Annotated in this window: 15 protein-coding genes; 11 read left to right on the plus strand and 4 right to left on the minus strand. The window is 65.8% G+C overall.

Features of this window, described 5'->3' with window-relative positions; genetic code table 11:
- Positions 1 to 64: 64 nt before the first annotated feature.
- The 3 genes from VF617_RS08820 to VF617_RS08830 all read right to left on the minus strand — a co-directional run bounded on the left by VF617_RS08820 (position 65) and on the right by VF617_RS08830 (position 5,035).
- Positions 65 to 838 (minus strand): DsbA family protein, encoded by a 774-nt coding sequence (locus tag VF617_RS08820; protein WP_331014499.1) that lies wholly within the window; start codon positions 836 to 838, stop codon positions 65 to 67.
- Positions 835 to 2,205, minus strand: a complete 1,371-nt coding sequence (locus tag VF617_RS08825; protein WP_331014523.1) for a M48 family metalloprotease — start codon at positions 2,203 to 2,205, stop codon at positions 835 to 837. Before VF617_RS08825 ends, VF617_RS08820 begins: the two co-directional genes overlap by 4 nt.
- 106 nt (positions 2,206 to 2,311) lie before the next feature.
- Entirely contained in the window at positions 2,312 to 5,035 is a 2,724-nt protein-coding gene (locus VF617_RS08830; protein ID WP_414713998.1) for an Rne/Rng family ribonuclease, read from the minus strand.
- A gap of 490 nt (positions 5,036 to 5,525) precedes the next feature.
- On the opposite strand from VF617_RS08830, the gene VF617_RS08835 reads away from it, so the two are divergent.
- The 4 genes from VF617_RS08835 to VF617_RS08850 all read left to right on the plus strand — a co-directional run bounded on the left by VF617_RS08835 (position 5,526) and on the right by VF617_RS08850 (position 11,321).
- Positions 5,526 to 6,773 carry an N-acetylmuramoyl-L-alanine amidase gene (locus VF617_RS08835; RefSeq protein WP_331014501.1) on the plus strand — a complete coding sequence of 416 codons (1,248 nt, stop codon included), beginning with the start codon at positions 5,526 to 5,528 and terminating at the stop codon, positions 6,771 to 6,773.
- Between the two features lie 74 nt (positions 6,774 to 6,847).
- Complete coding sequence (locus tag VF617_RS08840) at positions 6,848 to 9,361, plus strand: penicillin-binding protein 1A (RefSeq protein ID WP_331014502.1); 2,514 nt, start codon at positions 6,848 to 6,850, stop codon at positions 9,359 to 9,361.
- Between the two features lie 68 nt (positions 9,362 to 9,429).
- Positions 9,430 to 10,557: a peptide chain release factor 2 gene (gene prfB, locus VF617_RS08845; protein WP_331014503.1), complete on the plus strand. Its 1,128-nt coding sequence runs from the start codon at positions 9,430 to 9,432 to the stop codon at positions 10,555 to 10,557.
- A complete protein-coding gene (locus VF617_RS08850) occupies positions 10,554 to 11,321 on the plus strand; it encodes a class I SAM-dependent methyltransferase (RefSeq protein ID WP_331014504.1) in 768 nt (255 codons plus the stop codon). Before prfB ends, VF617_RS08850 begins: the two co-directional genes overlap by 4 nt.
- On the opposite strand, the gene VF617_RS08855 is transcribed toward VF617_RS08850, so the two are convergent.
- Positions 11,313 to 11,843: a JAB domain-containing protein gene (locus VF617_RS08855; RefSeq protein ID WP_331014505.1), complete on the minus strand. Its 531-nt coding sequence runs from the start codon at positions 11,841 to 11,843 to the stop codon at positions 11,313 to 11,315. The two genes, VF617_RS08850 and VF617_RS08855, sit on opposite strands and share 9 nt — an antisense overlap.
- On the opposite strand from VF617_RS08855, the gene VF617_RS08860 reads away from it, so the two are divergent.
- The 7 genes from VF617_RS08860 to ileS form a co-directional block, all read left to right on the plus strand.
- Entirely contained in the window at positions 11,842 to 12,636 is a 795-nt protein-coding gene (locus tag VF617_RS08860; RefSeq protein ID WP_331014506.1) for a thymidylate synthase, read from the plus strand. The genes VF617_RS08855 and VF617_RS08860 overlap by 2 nt on opposite strands.
- Entirely contained in the window at positions 12,636 to 13,436 is an 801-nt protein-coding gene (locus tag VF617_RS08865; protein ID WP_331014507.1) for a glutaminyl-peptide cyclotransferase, read from the plus strand. The genes VF617_RS08860 and VF617_RS08865 overlap by 1 nt, the downstream gene beginning before the upstream one ends.
- 4 nt (positions 13,437 to 13,440) lie before the next feature.
- Positions 13,441 to 13,920 (plus strand): dihydrofolate reductase, encoded by a 480-nt coding sequence (locus tag VF617_RS08870; RefSeq protein WP_331014508.1) that lies wholly within the window; start codon positions 13,441 to 13,443, stop codon positions 13,918 to 13,920.
- Positions 13,917 to 15,083, plus strand: a complete 1,167-nt coding sequence (locus VF617_RS08875) for a dipeptidase (RefSeq protein ID WP_331014509.1) — start codon at positions 13,917 to 13,919, stop codon at positions 15,081 to 15,083. The genes VF617_RS08870 and VF617_RS08875 overlap by 4 nt, the downstream gene beginning before the upstream one ends.
- Positions 15,083 to 16,012 carry a bifunctional riboflavin kinase/FAD synthetase gene (locus tag VF617_RS08880; protein ID WP_331014510.1) on the plus strand — a complete coding sequence of 310 codons (930 nt, stop codon included), beginning with the start codon at positions 15,083 to 15,085 and terminating at the stop codon, positions 16,010 to 16,012. Before VF617_RS08875 ends, VF617_RS08880 begins: the two co-directional genes overlap by 1 nt.
- Positions 16,013 to 16,058: 46 nt before the next feature.
- Positions 16,059 to 16,250, plus strand: coding sequence for a hypothetical protein (locus VF617_RS08885; RefSeq protein WP_331014511.1), 192 nt, complete (start codon positions 16,059 to 16,061; stop codon positions 16,248 to 16,250).
- A gap of 34 nt (positions 16,251 to 16,284) precedes the next feature.
- Positions 16,285 to 18,758, plus strand: a 2,474-nt coding sequence (gene ileS / locus VF617_RS08890; RefSeq protein ID WP_331014512.1) for an isoleucine--tRNA ligase, incomplete at its 3' end; no start/stop codon positions are given.

An 18,758-nucleotide genomic window follows, 5' to 3' on the forward strand; every position in this document is an offset into this window, starting at 1 on the left:
GGGGAATCCCCGGGAACGGAACGGACCCGTTACGTAGGGTGCTGCACGTCTGCGGACAAGCGCGTCAGCGCGCCTTTCGCGCCGCCGCCACGGCTTCGGCGAGCCCGGCATAATCGCGCGCGCCATATAGCAGCTCGCCGCCGACCACCCAGGAAGGCGTGCCGGTCATCGCCAGCTTCTGGCCGAGCGCGTGATTGGCGGCGATCTCGGCTTCGACGGGCCTGGAGCGGATCGCCTTTTCGGCAAGCGCCTTGTCCAGCCCGGCCTTCGCCGCGGCGGCGGCAATCGTCTCGCTGCTCGGCGGCCCTTCGGCGTAGAGCGCGTCGTGGAACGCGCGGAACTTGCCTTGCTCCGCCGCAGCAAGCGCCCAGCGCGCGGCGACTCCGCTTTCGGGGCCCAGCACGGGGAATTCGCGGTATACTATGCGGACGCCCGGGTCTTTGCTCAGCAACTCTTCGATCGCGGGCAGGCTCGCGCGGCAATAGCCGCAGGCATAGTCCATGAACGCCACGACCGTGACATCCCCCGTCGGATTGCCCGCCCATGCCGATCCATAGGGCTTCTGCACCGCCGCGAGCTGGCCGGGCAGCGCCTTGCGCGCCTCCGCCTCGGCCTGTTGCGCCTTGACGGTCTCGCCGGCGCGAAGCTTGTCGATCGCCTCGGGAATGATCTCCGGATGCTGGAGGATGTAATCGCGCACTACGCGCTCGATCTGGGCGCGCTTGCCCAGCCCGGGCAGCCACGCCTGGATCAGCGCGAACAGGAGCGCGCCCAGCAAGGCGGAGGCAACGAACGCGCCGCCCAGCGCCAGCGGATTGCGGGTCAGCCGCTCGATCATCCGGAGATGCGCTTCTTCTTGCGCTTCTCTTCTTCCAGGGCGGTCTGCGCCACCATCATGATGTCCTGTGCGCGGATCCAGTCCGACGAACCCTGGGCCAACCCCGACATCGCGGCGCGCGCGCTCATCAGCGCCACCCGCTTGTCGCCGGTCAGATGCGCGCGCTCGGCGGTCGCCAAGGCCGTGCGCGGCTCATCGCCCTTGCGCTCGTAAACGGTGCCGAGCTGCATCCAGGCGAAGGGATTGTCGCGGTCGCGCGCCACGGCCTGGCGCAGGATCACTTCGGCTTCGGCCAGATTGGCCTTGTCGTCGGTCGCGATCAGCGCGTGGCCGAAAGTGGCCGCGATCAGTGGCTGGTTCTGCGAGCGGCGAGTCGCTTCGCGCAGGGGCACGAGCGCATCGCGCGGCTTTCCCGATTCGAGCAGGATTTGCCCCTCGAGCTCCAGGAAATAGGGATCCTCGGGCGCGATCTTGACCAGGGCCGTGGTCTCGGCCGCCGCCTGCTCGGGATAGCCCGATTTATGATAGGCATAAGCGCGGGCATAATGCGCCGAGACCGATTGGTCGCCCGGCGGATAGCGCCTGAGCGTCACCTTGGGCTCGTTGACGAAGCCGCGCAGCTTGGCCTGAACCCGCTTGAAGCGTCCCTCGATGGCAGGATCCGACGGCTTGCCCCATGAGGGATCGCGCTGAAGATCGGCCTTGAGATTCTCGACGCGGTCCGCCGATAGCGGATGCGTCAGCGCGAACGGATCGAGCTCGGGGTTAGTAGTGTAATAGCCGTAGCGGTGCATCTGCGCGGTGAGCTTGTTGAAGAAGCTCAGCATGCCCTGCCCCGTGATCCCCGCGCCTTTGAGGTAGCGGGCGCCGGCGGCATCGGCGGAGCTTTCCTGCGCCCGGCTGAACGCCAGATATTTGCCGATCGCCGCGCGCTGACCCATCATCAGGATGCCAGTGCCAGCCTCGGGCGAGCCCGCCGCCATCGCCGCCGCGCCAAGCAGCAGGCTGAGGATCGAAATGGTGCCGTAGCCGCCATCATTCTGGAATACGGCATGGCCGCCGATGATATGCCCGATCTCGTGCGCCAGCACGCCCTGCACTTCATTGGCGGTGTCCGCGGCATCGAGCAGGCCGGTATGGATATAGACGATCTGCCCGCCCGCCACGAAAGCGTTGATCGAAGGATCGTTGACCAGCACGATCCGCGTGCTCCCCGGGGACAGCCCCGCCGCCACGAACAACGGCCGGGCCATGTCGGTAAGCAGCGCCTCGGTCTCCGCGTCGCGCAGGATCGATTGCGCAATCGCGGGATTGGCCGCGAAGCAGGAGAGGCAGATCAGTGCCAGCAATGTGGCGAAACGCTTCATGCGCTGCATTATCGTTCCAAACTCGCTGAGCGACAATGCTTTCGGGCACATGCCATGAACGCGGAGTTAAGCGGGCCGGCAGCCATGCCGCCGGCCCGCTCGATATTCATGCGCCGAAGGTGCGCTGCCACCAGCCGCCGCGGCGCGGGCCGCCGCTCTCGCCACCCTCGCCGGCTTCCTCACCGTCGCCGTCTGCCGCGGCGACCAGCGCGGGCGCGGGGGCAGCTTCGGCGGGCTGCTCGGCAGGGGCACCCGCCTTGCGGCGCGTGCGCTTGGGCTTTTCGGCAGCCGGCTCGGGCGCGGCTTCCGCAGCAACGGGTGCCTCGGCCGCAGCCTCGGCGACCGGCGCTTCGGCATCGGCCTTCTTGCGCCGTGAACGTTTGGGCGCGGGGGCGGGGGCCAGGGCCTCCGGCTCTGCCGCAGCGGGCGCCTCGACCGCTGCTTCCACGACCGGATCGGCCGCTTCCGCTTCCGCTTCGGCCGCGACAGGCTTCTTGCGGCGCGAACGCTTGGGCGCTGGAGCCTCTTCGGCCACCGGTTCGGCCTCGACCACCGGCTCCGCCATTTCGGCTACGTCGCTTGGCGGAACTTCGTCGTCCGCGCTGACGGGTACACCATCCTCTACCGGGCGCTCGCCGCGGCGTCCGCCCCGGCGTCCGCGGCGGCGGCGCTTGCGATTGGCTTCGCTCTCGCCTTCGCGCGGCGCTTCCTGACCATCATTGTCCGCGGATTCGCGCGGTTCGGCGCCGGCATCCTCGCCTGCTTCGCCCTCTTCGCCTTCTTCGCGCGGCTCGCTCGATTCGGAGCCGCCTTCCTCACGGTCGCGGCGGCCGCGTCCCCGGCGGCGGCGGCGGCGCTTGCCTCGCCCTTCGCCATCGCCTTCGCTTTCGTCACGCTCGCGCGCTTCGCGCGGCTGGCGCTGGCGCGGCGCTTCCTCGGCCTCGGCTTCCTCTCCCTCTTCCTCTTCCTCGACTTCCTCGACGTAATCGTCCTCGGGCTCTTCGATCAGCTTCTCGAAACGCGGCGCGTGCGCCGGGGGGGGGCCGCCCGCTTCCACCGCCATGCGCGCGCCTTCGATCTCGCCGTCCGCGGCGACTTCGATCATGACGCCATAGCGCTCCTCGATCTCGGCGAGTTCGGCGCGCTTGCGGTTGAGCAGATAGAATGCCGCTTCCTGGCTGGCACGCAGGATGATCTGCGAACCCCGGCCGCGCGCGGCCTCGTCTTCGATCATGCGCAGCGCCGAGAGGCCGGCGGAAGAAGCAGTGCGGACCAGTCCCGTGCCTTCGCAATGCGGGCATTGGCGCGTCGATGCTTCGAGCACGCCGGTGCGTAGCCGCTGGCGGCTCATTTCCATCAGGCCGAATGCCGAGATGCGGCCCACCTGGATGCGGGCGCGGTCGTTCTTGAGTGCGTCCTTCATCGCCTTTTCGACCTTACGGACGTTCGATCCGTGATCCATGTCGATAAAGTCGATGACGACGAGCCCGGCCATGTCGCGCAGGCGGAGCTGGCGCGCGATTTCGTGCGCGGCTTCCAGATTGGTGGCGGTGGCGGTCTGCTCGATCGAATGCTCGCGCGTCGAGCGCCCCGAGTTGATGTCGATCGAGACGAGCGCCTCGGTCGGGTTGATCACCAGATATCCGCCTGATTTCAACTGCACCACCGGATGGTACATCGCCGAGAGCTGCTCCTCGACGCCCGCGCGCTGGAACAGCGGCACGGCATCGGCATATTGCTTCACCTTCTTGGCGTGGCTCGGCATCAGGAGCTTCATGAAGTCCTTGGCCTGGCGATAGCCGTCCTCGCCCTCGACGATCACTTCGTCGATATCCTTGTTGTAGATATCGCGGATCGCGCGCTTCATCAGGTCGCTGTCGCCATAGACGAGCGCCGGCGCGGAGGATTTGAGCGTCTCTTCGCGAATCCCGTCCCACAGCCGCGCGAGATAATCGAAATCGCGCTTGATTTCGGTCTTGGTCCGCTGGAGTCCCGCGGTGCGCACGATGCAGCCCATGGTAGGCGGCAGCTTCAGGTCGGACATGATGCCCTTCAGCCGCTTCCGATCGGCGCCCGAGCTGATCTTGCGCGAAATGCCGCCGCCATGCGCGGTGTTGGGCATCAGCACACAATAGCGGCCGGCAAGGCTCAGATAGGTGGTGAGCGCCGCGCCCTTGTTGCCGCGCTCCTCCTTGACCACCTGGACCAGCAGCACCTGGCGGCGACGGATCACATCCTGAATCTTGTAGCGGCGGCGGAGATTCATGCGGCGCGCGCGCAGCGCATCGGCAGGGCTTTCCTCGTCGCCCTGCCCGCCGCGCTTGCCGCCGCGCCCGCGGCCCCGGCCGCGCCCACGGCCATCCCCGTTATCCGAAGACGCATCCGCGTCGCCCTCGGCGGATTCCTCCTCATGCTCGTCCCCGTGGTGCTCGTCCTCGTGATGCTCGCCTTCGTCCTCGTCGTCATGCGGACGCTCGAGCACTTCTACGCCGTCGTCGCCTTCATGCAGGTCGTCGCCATCCTCTTCGGCGCGCAGCGCGGCCTCTTCGGCGGCGTGCTCGGCCTCTTCGCGCAGCAGCGCTTCACGATCCTCCTTGGGGATCTGATAATAATCGGGGTGGATTTCGCTGAAGGCGAGGAAGCCGTGACGATTGCCGCCATAATCGATGAACGCCGCCTGGAGTGACGGTTCGACGCGCGTAACCTTGGCTAGATAGATATTGCCCTTGAGCTGCTTGCGCTCGGCGGATTCGAAGTCAAACTCCTCGATCCGGTTTCCCTTGACGACAGCCACGCGGGTCTCTTCCCGGTGGCGTGCGTCGATCAGCATACGCATGGTCATTGAATATTCTCCGGGCGCGCCGGCCTTGATGCCCAGAGGCAAGGGGCGCGTGCGCGCGATAAAGGAAGCGGGCGCGGCCGGATATTCCGGTTGCGGCATCGCTGGTTTCGAAAAATGCTGTTGCTGCATTGGCACGCCCGGACCGGCGGTCCGATTGCTCCACCACCACCGCACACAGGGCCGCTTGGGCCCTGGCGGTCAATCGGTGGGGAAATTGCCTCATGCGAGCGTCAACCTAGAACTCGCGGGCGACAAATGCCCGCGTAACGCGTCCGGCGAACGCCGGGACGGGGCATGCCTAGCACTGCAGGTTGCGCGCGGCAACAGCACCAGCCGGCACCGGATTCCGGCAAGACGCTGCAGGTTCCGGCAAAAAAATGCCGAATCGCATTTTAACCCAATCGCTTCACCGCGCCGGAAGAGGGCGGCGGCTACCCCGAGAGCGTCAGGCCGCTTTTCTAGCCGAGTAACCCAATTGATGCTTTTGAACTGGACCCTCCACAGTTCATCGCGGCATATCGCGCGAGTGCTTTTCCTGCTTGCCCTTCTCTCCGGTTGGTTGACCGGAGTGCCTAGCTGGGCAGGTGTCATTCAGGAAGTGCGCGTGCATGGTGACCGCGTTGTCGTGAAGTTCGACGAACCCGTGACCCAGGCGAGCGCCTTCATGCTTGCCGGGCCGCAACGGATCGCGCTGGACATTCGCGGCGCCGAGCCCGGCCGCCTTGCCCGGGCCGGCGGCGCGATCTCGGCGATCCGCCAAGGGTCGCAGGGGCAGGACGGCGCACGCATCGTGTTCGATCTGGCGCGGCCGGCCATCATCACCGAAGGCAGCTTCGGCCGCGACGGACGCACCCTCACGCTCCAGCTCCGCACCGTCGACGATGCACGCTTCGCCCGTGCGGCGGCCGAGCGGCGGATGAGCTTCCTGCCGCCTTTCACGTATCTCCAGCCATCCAGCCGGCACCCCTATAGCGAAACCATATCGCTGCCCCGCCGCGCGCCGCCGGCGGCGCTGCCGCGAATCTATGGAGATCCCAGCCGGCCGCTCGTCGTGATCGACGCCGGGCATGGCGGGCATGATCCCGGCGCGATCGGCGCGAACGGCCTGCGCGAAAAGGACCTGACGCTCAGGAGCGCGCTGGCGATCCGCGACGCCCTGCTCGCCTCCGGCCGAGTGCGGGTGGCGATGACCCGGGAGGACGACCGCTTTCTCGTGCTCCAGGAACGCTATGGCCTCGCCCGTAAATTGAAGGCGGACCTCTTCATCTCCGTCCACTGCGACAGCGCGGGCAATGCAGGCGCGACGGGCGCGACGGTCTACACGCTTTCCGAAGTGGCGTCCGACAAGGAAGCCGCGCGGCTGGCAGCGCGCGAGAACAAGGCCGACATCATCGCCGGCGTCGATCTCGGCAGCCAGAATCCCGATATCTCCTCGATCCTGATCGACTTGACCCAGCGCGAGACGATGAACGCGAGCGCCAGCTTTGCGCGGCTGCTCGGCCGCGAGGCCCAGCCGCTAATTCCGATCAAGGAGAATTATCACCGGATGGCCTCGCTGATGGTATTGAAGGCGCCCGACATGCCTTCGGTGCTGTTCGAGACCGGCTATATCTCCAACGCCGGCGACGCGGCCTTCATCGCCTCGGGCGACGGGCAGAAGCGAATCGCGCAGAGCGTGCGCAAGGCCGTGGAGATACATTTCGCGACGCGGATGGCTTCGCGTTAGTTTGTTTGGCCTCAGGCACCAAACAAAAACCTCCCGCTTCCCTCTCCCTCGAATCTTGCTAAACCCGCCCCCGAATGGCCGAAGTCACGATTTCCAGCGTCAAGATGAGGCTCAAGCGCGAGATCGGCGGTCTTCGCGGGTGGCATGCCCGCGTGCGCGATCGCTGGTGGTTTCGCGTCTTCGCGATCCTCGCCCTGCTCTCGGGCATTTTCGTTTTCCTCATCTGGCTGCTGATCGCGCGCAACCTGCCCTCGGTCGAGACGCTGCGCAGCTACGAGCCGCCGCTGCCGACCAATGTCCGCTCGGTGGAAGGGCTCCCGATCCACAGCTATGCGCGCGAACGCCGCGTCCAGCTCAGCTATGCCGAATATCCGCAGAAGATGGTCGAAGCCTTCCTGTCCGCGGAGGACAAGACCTTTTTCAGCCATCACGGCGTCGACTTTCCGGGACTGGTCCGAGCCGCTTTCGAAGGCGTGCTGACGGGCTCCACCCCGCGCGGGACTTCGACGATCACGCAGCAGGTCGCCAAGAACCTGCTGGTCGGCAATGAGCAGAGCTATCTCCGCAAGGCCAAGGAAGGCGTGCTCGCCTGGCGGATCGAGGATACGCTGTCGAAAGAGCAGATCCTCGAGCTATATCTCAATTCGATCGAGCTGGGCCGCAATGCCGGCGGCGTCGCGGCGGCGAGCCAGGCCTATTTCGGCAAGGACCTGAAAGACCTGTCGCTGCCGCAATGGGCCTATCTGGCGATCCTCCCCAAGGGGCCGGCCAATTACGATCCCGACCGCAAGTCCGATCGCGCGATCGAGCGGCGCAACTGGGTGCTCGGGCAGATGGCCGATAACGGCTTCATCACCGAAGCCGAGCGCGATGCCGCGCGCGCCGCGCCGCTGGGCGCAGTGCCGCGCCAGACTCCCAAGGAAGAGCGCGTCGGCGGCTATTTCGTCGAGGAAGTGCGCCGCCAGTTGAAGGACAAGTTCGGCGAAACCGACGCTTCGGGCCCGTACAGCGTCTATTCGGGCGGCCTGTGGGTGCGCACCTCGCTCGACCCCAGGCTCCAGCAATTTGCCCAAAAAGCGCTGCGTGACGGACTGCTGCGCTTCGATCGCGGCCGCGGATGGTCCGGGCCGCTCGGCCATGTCGAGATCGGGCGCAGCTGGCAGCAAAGCTTTCTCAACACCAATATCGGCCTGGATTATGAGGATTGGCGCGCAGGCATATTGATCGAGCGCTCAGGCGAAATCTGGCGGATCGGCTTCGAAGACGGCACCACCGGCTCGCTGCCCAAATGGGGGGCGACGATGCCGGTGCGGGGCGAAGGCGGCCAGGCGTTCAATGCATTCAAGCCGGGCGACATCGTCGCGGTCGCGCCCGAGAAGAGCGGCGGCAACTGGTCGCTGCGCAGCGTGCCGAAGATCTCGGGCGGCTTCGTTGTCGAGGACCCGCGCACCGGCCGCATCCTGGCGATGCAGGGCGGATTCGATCAGCGGCTGCAATCGTTCAACCGCGCCACCCAGGCGCAGCGCCAGCCGGGATCGACGATCAAGCCGATCGTCTATGCCGCCGCGCTCGAGCAGGGGATGACACCGGCCTCGATCATCGTCGATGGCCCCTTCTGCGTGTGGCAAGGCGCCAATCTCGGGCAGAAATGCTTCCGCAATTTCGGCAATTCGGCGGGGGCAGGCCCGCACACGATGCGCTGGGGCATCGAGCAATCCCGCAACCTGATGACCGTCCAGGCGGCAAACACCACTGGCATGGACCACGTCGTGGACCTGATCCAGCGGATCGGCGTCTCGAAGCAGAAATTCCCGCCTTATCTTTCCTATGCGCTCGGCGCGGGAGAGACGACGGTGATGCGGATGGTCAATGCCTATTCAATCCTGGTGAATCATGGCCGCGCGCTCAATCCCACCTTGATCGATTTCGTCCAGAACCGGCGCGGCGAAGTCGTCTGGCCGGAGAATTGGCGCGCATGCGAGGGTTGCAACGCGCCCGATTACAAGGGCGGGCCCATGCCGCGCCCGATGACGCGCTCGCGCCAGGTGCTGGATGCGATGAGCGCCTATCAGATCGTCCACATCACCGAAGGCGTGATCCAGCGCGGCACCGCAACGGTGCTGCGTGATCTCGGCCGGCCGATCATGGGCAAGACCGGCACGACCTCGGGCCCGACCGACGTCTGGTTCGTCGGGGGCACGCCGCAGATGATCGGCGGGCTGTATCTGGGCTTCGACACGCCTTCAAACCTGGGCGGCTATGCACAGGGCGGATCGATCGCCGCGCCGATTTTCAAGGACTTCGCCAAGCCCGCCTTCGAGGGCATGGAAGTGCTGCCCTTCACTGCGCCCGCCGGCATCCGCATGGCGCGGATCGATCGGGGCAGCGGCAAGCGGGTGTTCGGCGCCTGGCCGGGCACCGATCCGATGTCCTCGGTGATCTGGGAAGCGTTCAAGCCCGAGAGCGACCAGCGCGACCGCCGCCGCCCCGATGAGCCTACCGAGACCAAGGCGGTGCAGAAAAAAGCCGCGCCCAAGCAGCAGGACGCCGACAGCGACTTCTTGCAACGCGAGGGCGGAATCTACTAGCGCGCGTCCCTATATCGCGCGGACCGGCCGAGTAGGGCGGCTTGCGAATTTCTGAGAGGGTTCCATCAATGCGCGCCGAAGCGCAGGCAAGTGCCGACAAGATCAACGCCGCGCTGGCGCTGCTGCGTCGTTCCCTCGATTGGGACCGCGCGCTGCGCCGGCTCGACGAGCTCAACGCGCGCGTCGAGGATCCGGCGCTGTGGAACGACGCCAAGGCGGCGCAGGAGGTAATGCGGGAACGCCGCCGGCTGGACGAGGCGATCGCCGCGACGCGCGCGATCGAGAGCGAGCTGAGCGACACGGCCGAGCTGATCGAAATGGCCGAGGCCGAAGGCGATGAGGAAATGGCGAGCGAAGGCACAGCCGCGCTCGCGGCACTCGCCGAACGCGCCGAGATCGACAAGGTGAAGGCGCTGCTCTCGGGCGAGGCCGACGCCAACGACACTTATATCGAAATCAATTCGGGCGCGGGCGGCACCGAGAGCCAGGATTGGGCCGGGATGCTCCAGCGCATGTATACCCGCTGGGGCGAACGCCACGGCATGAAGGTCGAGCTGATCGATTTCCATGCCGGCGAGCAGGCGGGGATCAAGTCAGCGACCCTGCTGATCAAGGGCGAGAACGCCTATGGCTATGCCAAGACCGAGAGTGGCGTGCACCGGCTGGTGCGCATTTCGCCTTATGACAGCGCGGCGCGGCGGCACACGTCGTTCTCGTCGGTTTGGGTCTATCCGGTCATCGATGACGACATCAATGTCGAGTATAATGAAAGCGACCTGCGCATCGACACCTATCGCGCGTCCGGCGCGGGCGGACAGCACATCAACACGACCGATTCGGCGGTGCGCATCACGCACATTCCCACCGGCATCGTCGTCCAGTGCCAGAACCAGCGCAGCCAGCACAAGAACAAGGCCGAAGCCTATAATCAGCTCCGCGCCCGGCTGTACGAGCGCGAACTGCAGATCCGTGAACTGGCCGCGAACGCCGAGAACGCCGCCAAGACCGATATCGGCTGGGGCCATCAGATCCGCTCCTATGTGCTCCAGCCTTATCAGCTCGTGAAGGACCTGCGCACCGGGGTCACTTCCACTGCGCCTTCGGATGTGCTCGATGGGGCGCTCGATCCGTTCATGGCGGCGGCGCTGTCGCAGCGCGTGACCGGCGAGACGGTCGAAGTGGAGGATGTGGATTGAGGCTTGCCGTCGCCCTGGCTGCCGCCGGTGCGCTCGCCGCGTGCGACGGGACGCCGCGCGTGATCAAGGAAAAGGCCGAGCAGCATACCGGCTTCCCCGCCGCCGACCGCCCCGTCGCCACGATCGTCTCGTCGCGCTGGTCCACCGAGGAAGCGCGCGACCGCCTGAACGAAGCCGAGCAGGTGATGGACCTGGCCGGAGTCAAGCCGGGCATGACGGTGGCCGATATCGGCGCGGGCGAAGGCTATTACACGATTCGCCTGGCCACCCGCGTCGGCGAAAAGGGGCGCGTGGTGGCCGAGGATATCGTCCCCGAAGTGCGAGACCAGCTCGCCACCCGCGTGGTTCGTGAACGGCTCGACAATGTCAGCGTGCGGCTGGGGCTGCCCGCCGATCCGCGGCTGCCCGAGGGGAGCTTCGATCGCGTGCTGATGGTCCACATGTACCACGAGATCGAAAGTCCCTACGAATTCCTGTGGCGGCTGCGCCCGGCGCTTTCGACCGATGGGCAAGTGATCGTCGTCGATGCCGATCGCCCTACCGAGCATCACGGGACACCGCCCGATTTGCTCAAATGCGAGTTCGCAGCGGTTGGCTACGGGATGCTTTCGATGCGGTCGATGCCCTCCGCGGGCGGCTATATCGCGATCTTCGCCCGCAATGGCGAGCGCCCCGAGCCGGCCACGATCAAGGCATGCCGCAGCGGCAAGACCGCGACTCCGGTCGCGCTGCCCAAGCCGGGCGAAGGCCGGGCTTCAGAGTAATCCGAGCGCGCGAAAGCTGGCGACGCCCGAGCGGCTGATCACCAGATGATCGAGCAGGCGAATGCCCAGCCCGTCGAGCGCGCGCGCGAGCATCCGGGTCGCTTCCCTGTCGGCGGCGCTCGGCGTGCAATCCCCGCTCGGATGATTGTGCGCCATCACCACCCCCACCGCGTCGAACGCCAGCGCATCGGCGGCGATCGCGCGGATCGGCAAGTCGAGCCGGTCGGCCGAAGTCGAGCGTGCATGGCGCAGGCCAAGCAACTGCTGGTTCGCATCGAGATAGGCAAAGGCGGCGACTTCGAACGCCTCGTCGGCCAGCGCCAGGAAGAATGCCTCCGCAGCCGCCGGATCGGCGAGGCGCTGCTGCGGCAGGAGCGGATCGACAGGCGCCATAAGGGCAAACTGCCACTCGCGGGCGAAGCGCCGAAACACTATCCGATCCGATCCGGAGGTATATTTGTCCACAATGACATAAGCGGCGTGCTTGGCGCGGATGCCGCTGCTCGTTAGGCTTGCCGGCATGCGGCAATATCTCGACCTGATGAAACGCGCGCTCGATCACGGCGCGGAGACGATGGACCGCACCGGCACCGGGACGCTCTCGGTATTCGGCCACCAGATGCGCTTCGACCTGGCGCAGGGTTTCCCGCTGCTGACCACCAAGAAGCTCTTCGTCCGCGCGATCATCGTCGAGCTTTTATGGTTCCTGCGTGGCGACACCAATGTGAAGTGGCTGCAGGAGCGCAAATGCTCGATCTGGGACGAATGGGCCGACGAGAATGGCGATCTCGGCCCGGTCTATGGCAAGCAATGGCGCGACTGGGAGGCGGCGGACGGCCGCCATATCGATCAGATCGGCGAATTGCTCGACACGATCCGGAACAACCCCGGTTCGCGCCGCCAGATCGTCTCCGCGTGGAACCCCGGCGAGCTTCACGCCATGGCGCTGGCGCCATGCCATTGCCTGTTCCAGACGCATGTCGCGAACGGCCGGCTGTCGCTCCAGCTATACCAGCGTTCTGCCGACATCTTCCTCGGCGTACCATTCAACATCGCGAGCTATGCGTTGCTCACGATGTTGCTCGCGCAACAGGCGGGGCTGGAGCCGGGCGAGTTCATCTGGACCGGCGGCGATTGCCACCTCTATTCGAACCATCTGGGGCAGGCCCGCGAGCAATTGTCGCGCGAGCCGGGCCCGCTTCCGGGCCTTGAGATCCTGCGCAAGGCGCCGAGTATCGACGCGTATGACTATGAGGATTTCTTGCTGACCGGCTATGAGGCGCAGGCGCACATCAAGGCTCCGGTGGCGGTGTGATGCGCAAGGCCCTTCCGCTCGCTTTCCTTGCTTTTGCCGGCTGCGAAGCGAAGGACGAGACGCCTCAGGTGCAGGCGGTAGAAATAGTGAAGTCGCTCCCGCACGACAGCCAGGCCTTTACCGAAGGGCTGTTCTTCCAGGATGGCGCGCTGTTCGAAAGCACGGGCGAGGAAGGAACGTCGGGCTTCCGCAAGGTCGCGCCCGAGACCGGCGAAATCCTCGCGGAAAGCACGCTCCCTTCGCAATATTTCGGCGAAGGCCTGGTCGGCTGGAAGGACAAGATCTACCAGCTGACCTGGAAGGACCAGAAGGGCTTCATCTACAACGCGAAGGATTTTACGCCCGCCGGCGAGTTCGCGTACAAGGGCGAAGGCTGGGGGCTGACCCATAACGGCAAATCGGTGATCATGAGCGACGGCACCGCGACGTTGCGCTTCCTCGATCCCGATACGCTCGCCCAGCAATCGACGCTCGCGGTCACCGCCAATGGCTGCCCGGTCAAGCAGCTCAACGAACTCGAATGGATCGAAGGCGAGATCTGGGCGAACATCTGGCAGACCGACCTGATCGCGCGGATCGATCCGGCCAGCGGCAAGGTGAAGGGTTTTGTCGACGTGACCGCGCTCGGCCCCGCCAATGCCGGAACGGACGAAGTCCCCAACGGCATCGCCTATGACGCGGGCACCAAGCGCATCTTCGTCACCGGCAAGATGTGGCCGCAACTTTATCAGGTGAAGCTGGGCGACGCGCCCGCGACGGGCGCCGCCAGTGACGCCGCCGCGGCGCTGATGCGCTGCTGAGCAGGTGATCGTCTTCCACCTCGCCCGCGCGCAGAACGGCGTGATCGGCCGCGACGGCAAATTGCCTTGGCATTTGCCCGCCGACCTCAAGCGCTTCAAGGCGCAGACCATGGGCAAGCCGATGGTGATGGGGCGCAAGACTTTCGAGAGCTTCCCGTCGCCCCTGCCCGGCCGCCGTCATATCGTCCTGACGCGCGACCGCGACTGGCGAGCGGAGAGCGCGGAGGTGGCGCATACGCTTGAAGAAGCGCTGACGCTCGCCGGGAGCGGGGAAGTGGCGGTGATCGGCGGGGCGGAGATATTCGCGATGTTCCTGCCTTACGCCCAGCGCATCGAGCTTACCGAAGTGCATGACGCACCCGAGGGCGACGCCACGATGCCGCCATTCGTGCTTGCATGGCGCGAAGTGGCGCGCGAGGATTTCGCGGAAGAAGCGGGGCGCCCGGCCTATAGTTTCGTCACGCTGGAGAGAGTGCTGCCATGAAGAAGATCCTGTGGGGGCTGGCCGCTCTGCTTGTGCTCGCCGCGGTAGGCTTTTTCGGCTTCGCGCCGGGGATCGTCGAAGGCAGCATGAACAAGGTGGCGCCGGGTCCGCTGCCCGCGGTCACCGCCGAAACCCGAAATCTGCACGACAGCCTGCTCGTCGCCGACATGCATGCAGACACGCTGATGTGGCGCCGGTCGATGCTCGATCGGTCGAACACCGGCCAGGTCGATCTGCCGCGGTTGCTGCAGGGGAATGCCGGGCTCCAGATTTTCTCGTCGGTCACCAAGACGCCAAAGGGCCAGAATTACGATTCGAACAGCGCGGACACCGACAATATCACGCTGCTGACCATCGCCCAGCTCCAGCCGCCCAGGACCTGGAACTCGCTGCTCGAGCGCTCGCTGTTCCACGCGCGCAAGCTGGATCGTGCCGCCGCGGGATCGGATGGCAAGCTGCGGGTGATCCGCACTGCCGCGGAACTCGACGCGCTGCTCGCCGATCGCGCGGCTGGAAAGAAGGTCGTCGGCGGCATGCTTTCGATCGAGGGGTTGCAGGATATCGAGGGGCAATTGGGCAATCTCGACAAGCTCTACGACGCCGGCTTCCGCATGGCGGGGCTCGCGCATTTCTTCGACAATGAAGTCGCCGGATCGATGCACGGCGTGGCGAAGGGCGGGCTCACGCAGCTCGGCATGCAGGTGCTCCGCCGGATGGAACAGCGCGGCTTGATCGTCGATATCGCCCATTCGAGCCACGCGGCCGTGGCGCAGATCCTCGCGACCGCGAAGCGCCCGGTTGTCTCCAGCCATGGCGGCGTGCAGGCCACCTGCAAGGTCAACCGCAATCTGACCGACGAGGAGATCAGGGGCGTCGCCAAGACCGGCGGGGTGATCGGCATCGGCTATTGGGATGCGGCGATCTGCGGGACCTCGCCGGCGCATGTCGTCCGCGCGATCACGCATGTCCGCAATCTGGTGGGCGTGGATCATGTCGGGTTGGGATCGGACTTCGATGGGGCGGTGACCACGAGCTTCGATGCGTCGCAGCTCGCCGTGATCACGCAGGCGCTGGTCGATGCCGGCTTCACGCCCGACGATACCGCCAAGGTGATGGGCGGGAATATCCTGCGAGTGGTCCGCGCGGGGATGGTGCCGCAATAATGGAGCGGCTGGATGGCGGCTCGGCGGTTCCCGCGCACCTTCGCGGTGGCATTGTCGCGCTCGGCAATTTCGACGGGTATCATCTGGGGCACCAGGCGGTGGTCGGTCGCGCGATCGAGCGCGCTCGGGCCGAGGGACGTCCGGCGCTGGTCGGCACCTTCGATCCGCACCCCAAGCGCTATTTCCAGCCGCAATCGGATTGGTTCCGCCTCACTACGATGGACCAGCGCGCCACTTTTCTGGCGGAGGCTGGAGTGGATGCGCTCATCGTCATCCCTTTCGATGCCGAACTCGCCGCCCTGGGCGCACGCGAGTTCGCTGCCGAGCGGCTGACCGACCGGATACGCGCTGCGGGCGTGGTGACCGGTGGCGACTTCACTTTCGGCAAGGGCCGATCGGGAAATGTTTCGACGCTCGCCACGCTTGGAGCCGAGCTTGGGTTCGTCGCGGAGACCGTGCCGCCGGTGATGGCGGGAGGCTGGGTGGTCTCGTCCAGCCGCATCCGCGAGCACCTCCGCGCCGCGCAGCCACGCGAGGCCGCGGCTCTGCTCACGCGTCCGTTTCGGATCGCGGGCATCGTGGAGAAGGGGGCGCAGCTTGGGCGGACGCTGAGCTATCCCACTGCAAACATGCGCCTCGCCAATTATCTGCGCCCCGCTTACGGCATCTACGCGGTCCGCGGACGGCTCGCCGACGGCCGGGTGCTCGACGGTGTCGCGAACCTCGGCATCCGCCCGAGCTTCGATCCGCCCGAGGAATTGCTGGAAAGCTTCTTCTTCAACTTCTCCGAAGACCTGTATGGCCAGGCGATCGAAATCGAGCTGATCGACTATATCCGGCCTGAAGCGAAGTTCGACGACCTCGCCACGCTGAAGGCGCAGATGGATCGCGACGCGGCGCACGCGCGCGAGATGCTCGCGGAAGTTTAGGCGAAGTTTAGGCCAATGCGCGTGTGCGCACATGCGAATGTTCCCAATGTTCGCACTGGCCATGGGCTTTTTTGGACCGACGATTTCAAAGAGCGCGCCGGGGGTGCCGACCGGCCCAGCCAAGCAGGCGAAATCCTACATTGCAAGCTATCATCCAGCGCGAATCGGCCATGGCGACGACGATCAGTTGGTCGATATGCTTTCCTGGTTGAGCAACTGGCGGGAACATCCGCTTTGAATATTTCCGCATTTCCTCTAGTCCGCGCCCACTCATGACCGACGCAACCGATACACCGCGCGACTGGCGCGACACCGTCTTCCTGCCGAAGACCGATTTCCCCATGAAAGCCGGGCTCGCCGCCAAGGAGCCGGCGATCCTCGAGCGTTGGGCGAAGATCGGGCTGTACGCAAAGCTGCGCGAGCAGCGCGCGGGCCGCGAGCGCTTCCTGCTCCATGACGGCCCACCCTATGCGAATGGCGACATTCACATGGGGCATGCGATGAACAAGATCCTCAAGGACATCGTCGTGCGCTCGCAAACGCTGATGGGCAAGGACGCGCCCTATGTGCCCGGCTGGGACTGCCACGGCCTGCCGATCGAGTGGAAGGTCGAGGAGGCGTATCGCGCCAGGAAGCTCAACAAGGACGAAGTCGATCCCGTCGCGTTTCGTGCGGAATGCCGCGCCTATGCCGAGAAATGGGTCGCGGTGCAGCGCGCGCAGTTCGAGCGGCTGGGGATCATGGGCGATTGGGACGATCCCTATCTCACGATGAAGTTCGACGCTGAAGCGACGATCGCGGGGGAATTGCTCAAGTTCGCCGAGAGCGGCCAGCTATATCGCGGCGCCAAGCCGGTGATGTGGTCGCCCGTCGAGAAGACCGCGCTGGCCGAGGCCGAGGTGGAGTATGAGGACATCACCTCGACGCAGATCGATGTGGCGTTCGAGATTGTCGAGGCGCCGAACGCGCCCGAACTGGTCGGCGCGCATGCGGTGATCTGGACGACGACGCCGTGGACGATCCCAGTTAACCAGGCTTTGGCGTATGGGCCGGAGATTGAGTACACGCTGGCAAAGGTAAATGATCGTAAGTATTTGGTAGCGTTGCAGTTGCTTCCGCAATTTGCCCGGCGAATGGGCTTCGCTGGTCTCAGCTCAACGGAAGCGGAAGCTGAACTCTCGACCGGGACTTTAGATCTCCCAGGCATCGAAGGGCTGTTTACGGGCGATCAGCTTGCCGGAGCGTTTGTCCGCCACCCGATGCACCACCTCGGCGGATTCTTTGCCAAGCCGCGGCCGATGTTGCCCGGCGAGTTCGTCACGACGGATGCGGGCACGGGGCTTGTTCATATGTCGCCCGATCATGGCGAGGACGACTTCCTGCTGTGCAAGCAGCATGGCATCGACCCCGTGTTCGCGGTGGACGGCGCGGGGATGTACCGGGCGGATTGGGCGTGGCTGGGCGGGCAGGGTCCGGTCATCAACAAGAAGTTCGTGGCTGCCGTCGGCCCGATCTGTTCGGACCTGCGCGAGGCGGGCGCGCTGCTGGCGGCGTCGGACGACTTCAAGCACAGCTATCCGCATTCATGGCGGTCCAAGGCCAAGGTGATCCAGCGGGCAACGCCGCAATGGTTCATCGGGATGGACACGGAGTTGGCGGAGCCCTCTCCCGCGAGCGGGCGAGGGTTGGGTCAGGGTCTTTCTTCCGTCGCTTACAGTTCGAAGAGGGCAGAAGACCCTCACCCCAGCCCTCTCCCGCAGGCGGGAGAGGGAGAAGGAAGAACGCTGCGTGAGGTGGCGCTGGATGCGATCGCGGCGACGCAGTGGGTGCCGGCGCGGGCGGAGAACCGGATCACGGCAATGGTGCAGGGGCGGCCCGATTGGGTGATCTCGCGCCAGCGGGCGTGGGGCGTGCCGATCGCGCTGTATGTGCACCGGCAGACAGGCGAGTATCTGAACGATCCCGCGGTCAACGCGCGGATCGTGGAGGCTTTCCGGGCGGGCGGCGCGGACGCGTGGTTCACGGCGGATCACGCGGCGCTGCTCGGCGCCGATTACGACCTGAGCGCATACGAGCCGCAGAGCGACATCCTGGACGTGTGGTTCGATTCGGGCTGCACGCATGTGTTCACGGTGGAAGCGCGGTTCGGGGCGGACGTGCGCGCGAACCTGTACCTGGAGGGTTCGGACCAGCATCGTGGCTGGTTCCAGTCGTCCTTGCTGGAAAGCTGCGGCACGCGCGGGCGGGCGCCGTATGAGGCGGTGCTGACGCACGGCTTCGCGCTCGACGGGCAGGCGCGCAAGATGTCCAAGTCGCTGGGCAACGTCGTCGATCCGCTGAAGGTGATCGGCGAGTCGGGCGCGGACATCCTGCGCATGTGGGTCGCCTCCACCGACTATTTCGACGACGTGAAGATCGGCAAGGAGGTGCTGGCCACGGCATCCGACGCGTACCGGAAGCTGCGCAACACGTTCCGGTATCTGCTGGGCGCGCTGGACGGGTTTTCGGACGCGGAGCGCGTCGCGCCCGCCGAGATGCCGGAGCTGGAGCGGTACGTGCTGCACCGCCTGCGCATGATCGACGCGGAGCTGCGCGAGGCGGCGACGGGCTATGAGTTCAACCGCTATGTCCGGCTGCTGACCGACTTCGCCAATGAGGACCTGTCCGCCTTCTTCTTTGATGTGCGCAAGGACGTGCTGTATTGCGACGCCGCCGACAGCCCGAAGCGGCGCAGTTACCGCACGGT

Source organism: Sphingomonas sp. (assembly GCF_036388215.1).
GTDB lineage: Bacteria > Pseudomonadota > Alphaproteobacteria > Sphingomonadales > Sphingomonadaceae > Sphingomonas.

What these genes read in the sequence shown, in the direction of transcription:
- VF617_RS08830 (WP_414713998.1), bottom strand. Translation starts at nt 5,035, where the DNA reads ATGCTGATCGACGCACGCCACCGGGAAGAGACCCGCGTGGCTGTCGTC.
- VF617_RS08875 (WP_331014509.1), top strand. Translation starts at nt 13,917, where the DNA reads ATGAAGAAGATCCTGTGGGGGCTGGCCGCTCTGCTTGTGCTCGCCGCG.
- VF617_RS08880 (WP_331014510.1), top strand. Translation starts at nt 15,083, where the DNA reads ATGGAGCGGCTGGATGGCGGCTCGGCGGTTCCCGCGCACCTTCGCGGT.
- VF617_RS08840 (WP_331014502.1), top strand. Translation starts at nt 6,848, where the DNA reads ATGGCCGAAGTCACGATTTCCAGCGTCAAGATGAGGCTCAAGCGCGAG.
- VF617_RS08860 (WP_331014506.1), top strand. Translation starts at nt 11,842, where the DNA reads ATGCGGCAATATCTCGACCTGATGAAACGCGCGCTCGATCACGGCGCG.
- VF617_RS08855 (WP_331014505.1), bottom strand. Translation starts at nt 11,843, where the DNA reads ATGCCGGCAAGCCTAACGAGCAGCGGCATCCGCGCCAAGCACGCCGCT.
- VF617_RS08835 (WP_331014501.1), top strand. Translation starts at nt 5,526, where the DNA reads ATGCTTTTGAACTGGACCCTCCACAGTTCATCGCGGCATATCGCGCGA.
- VF617_RS08820 (WP_331014499.1), bottom strand. Translation starts at nt 838, where the DNA reads ATGATCGAGCGGCTGACCCGCAATCCGCTGGCGCTGGGCGGCGCGTTC.
- VF617_RS08825 (WP_331014523.1), bottom strand. Translation starts at nt 2,205, where the DNA reads ATGAAGCGTTTCGCCACATTGCTGGCACTGATCTGCCTCTCCTGCTTC.
- prfB (WP_331014503.1), top strand. Translation starts at nt 9,430, where the DNA reads ATGCGCGCCGAAGCGCAGGCAAGTGCCGACAAGATCAACGCCGCGCTG.
- VF617_RS08885 (WP_331014511.1), top strand. Translation starts at nt 16,059, where the DNA reads ATGTTCGCACTGGCCATGGGCTTTTTTGGACCGACGATTTCAAAGAGC.
- VF617_RS08865 (WP_331014507.1), top strand. Translation starts at nt 12,636, where the DNA reads ATGCGCAAGGCCCTTCCGCTCGCTTTCCTTGCTTTTGCCGGCTGCGAA.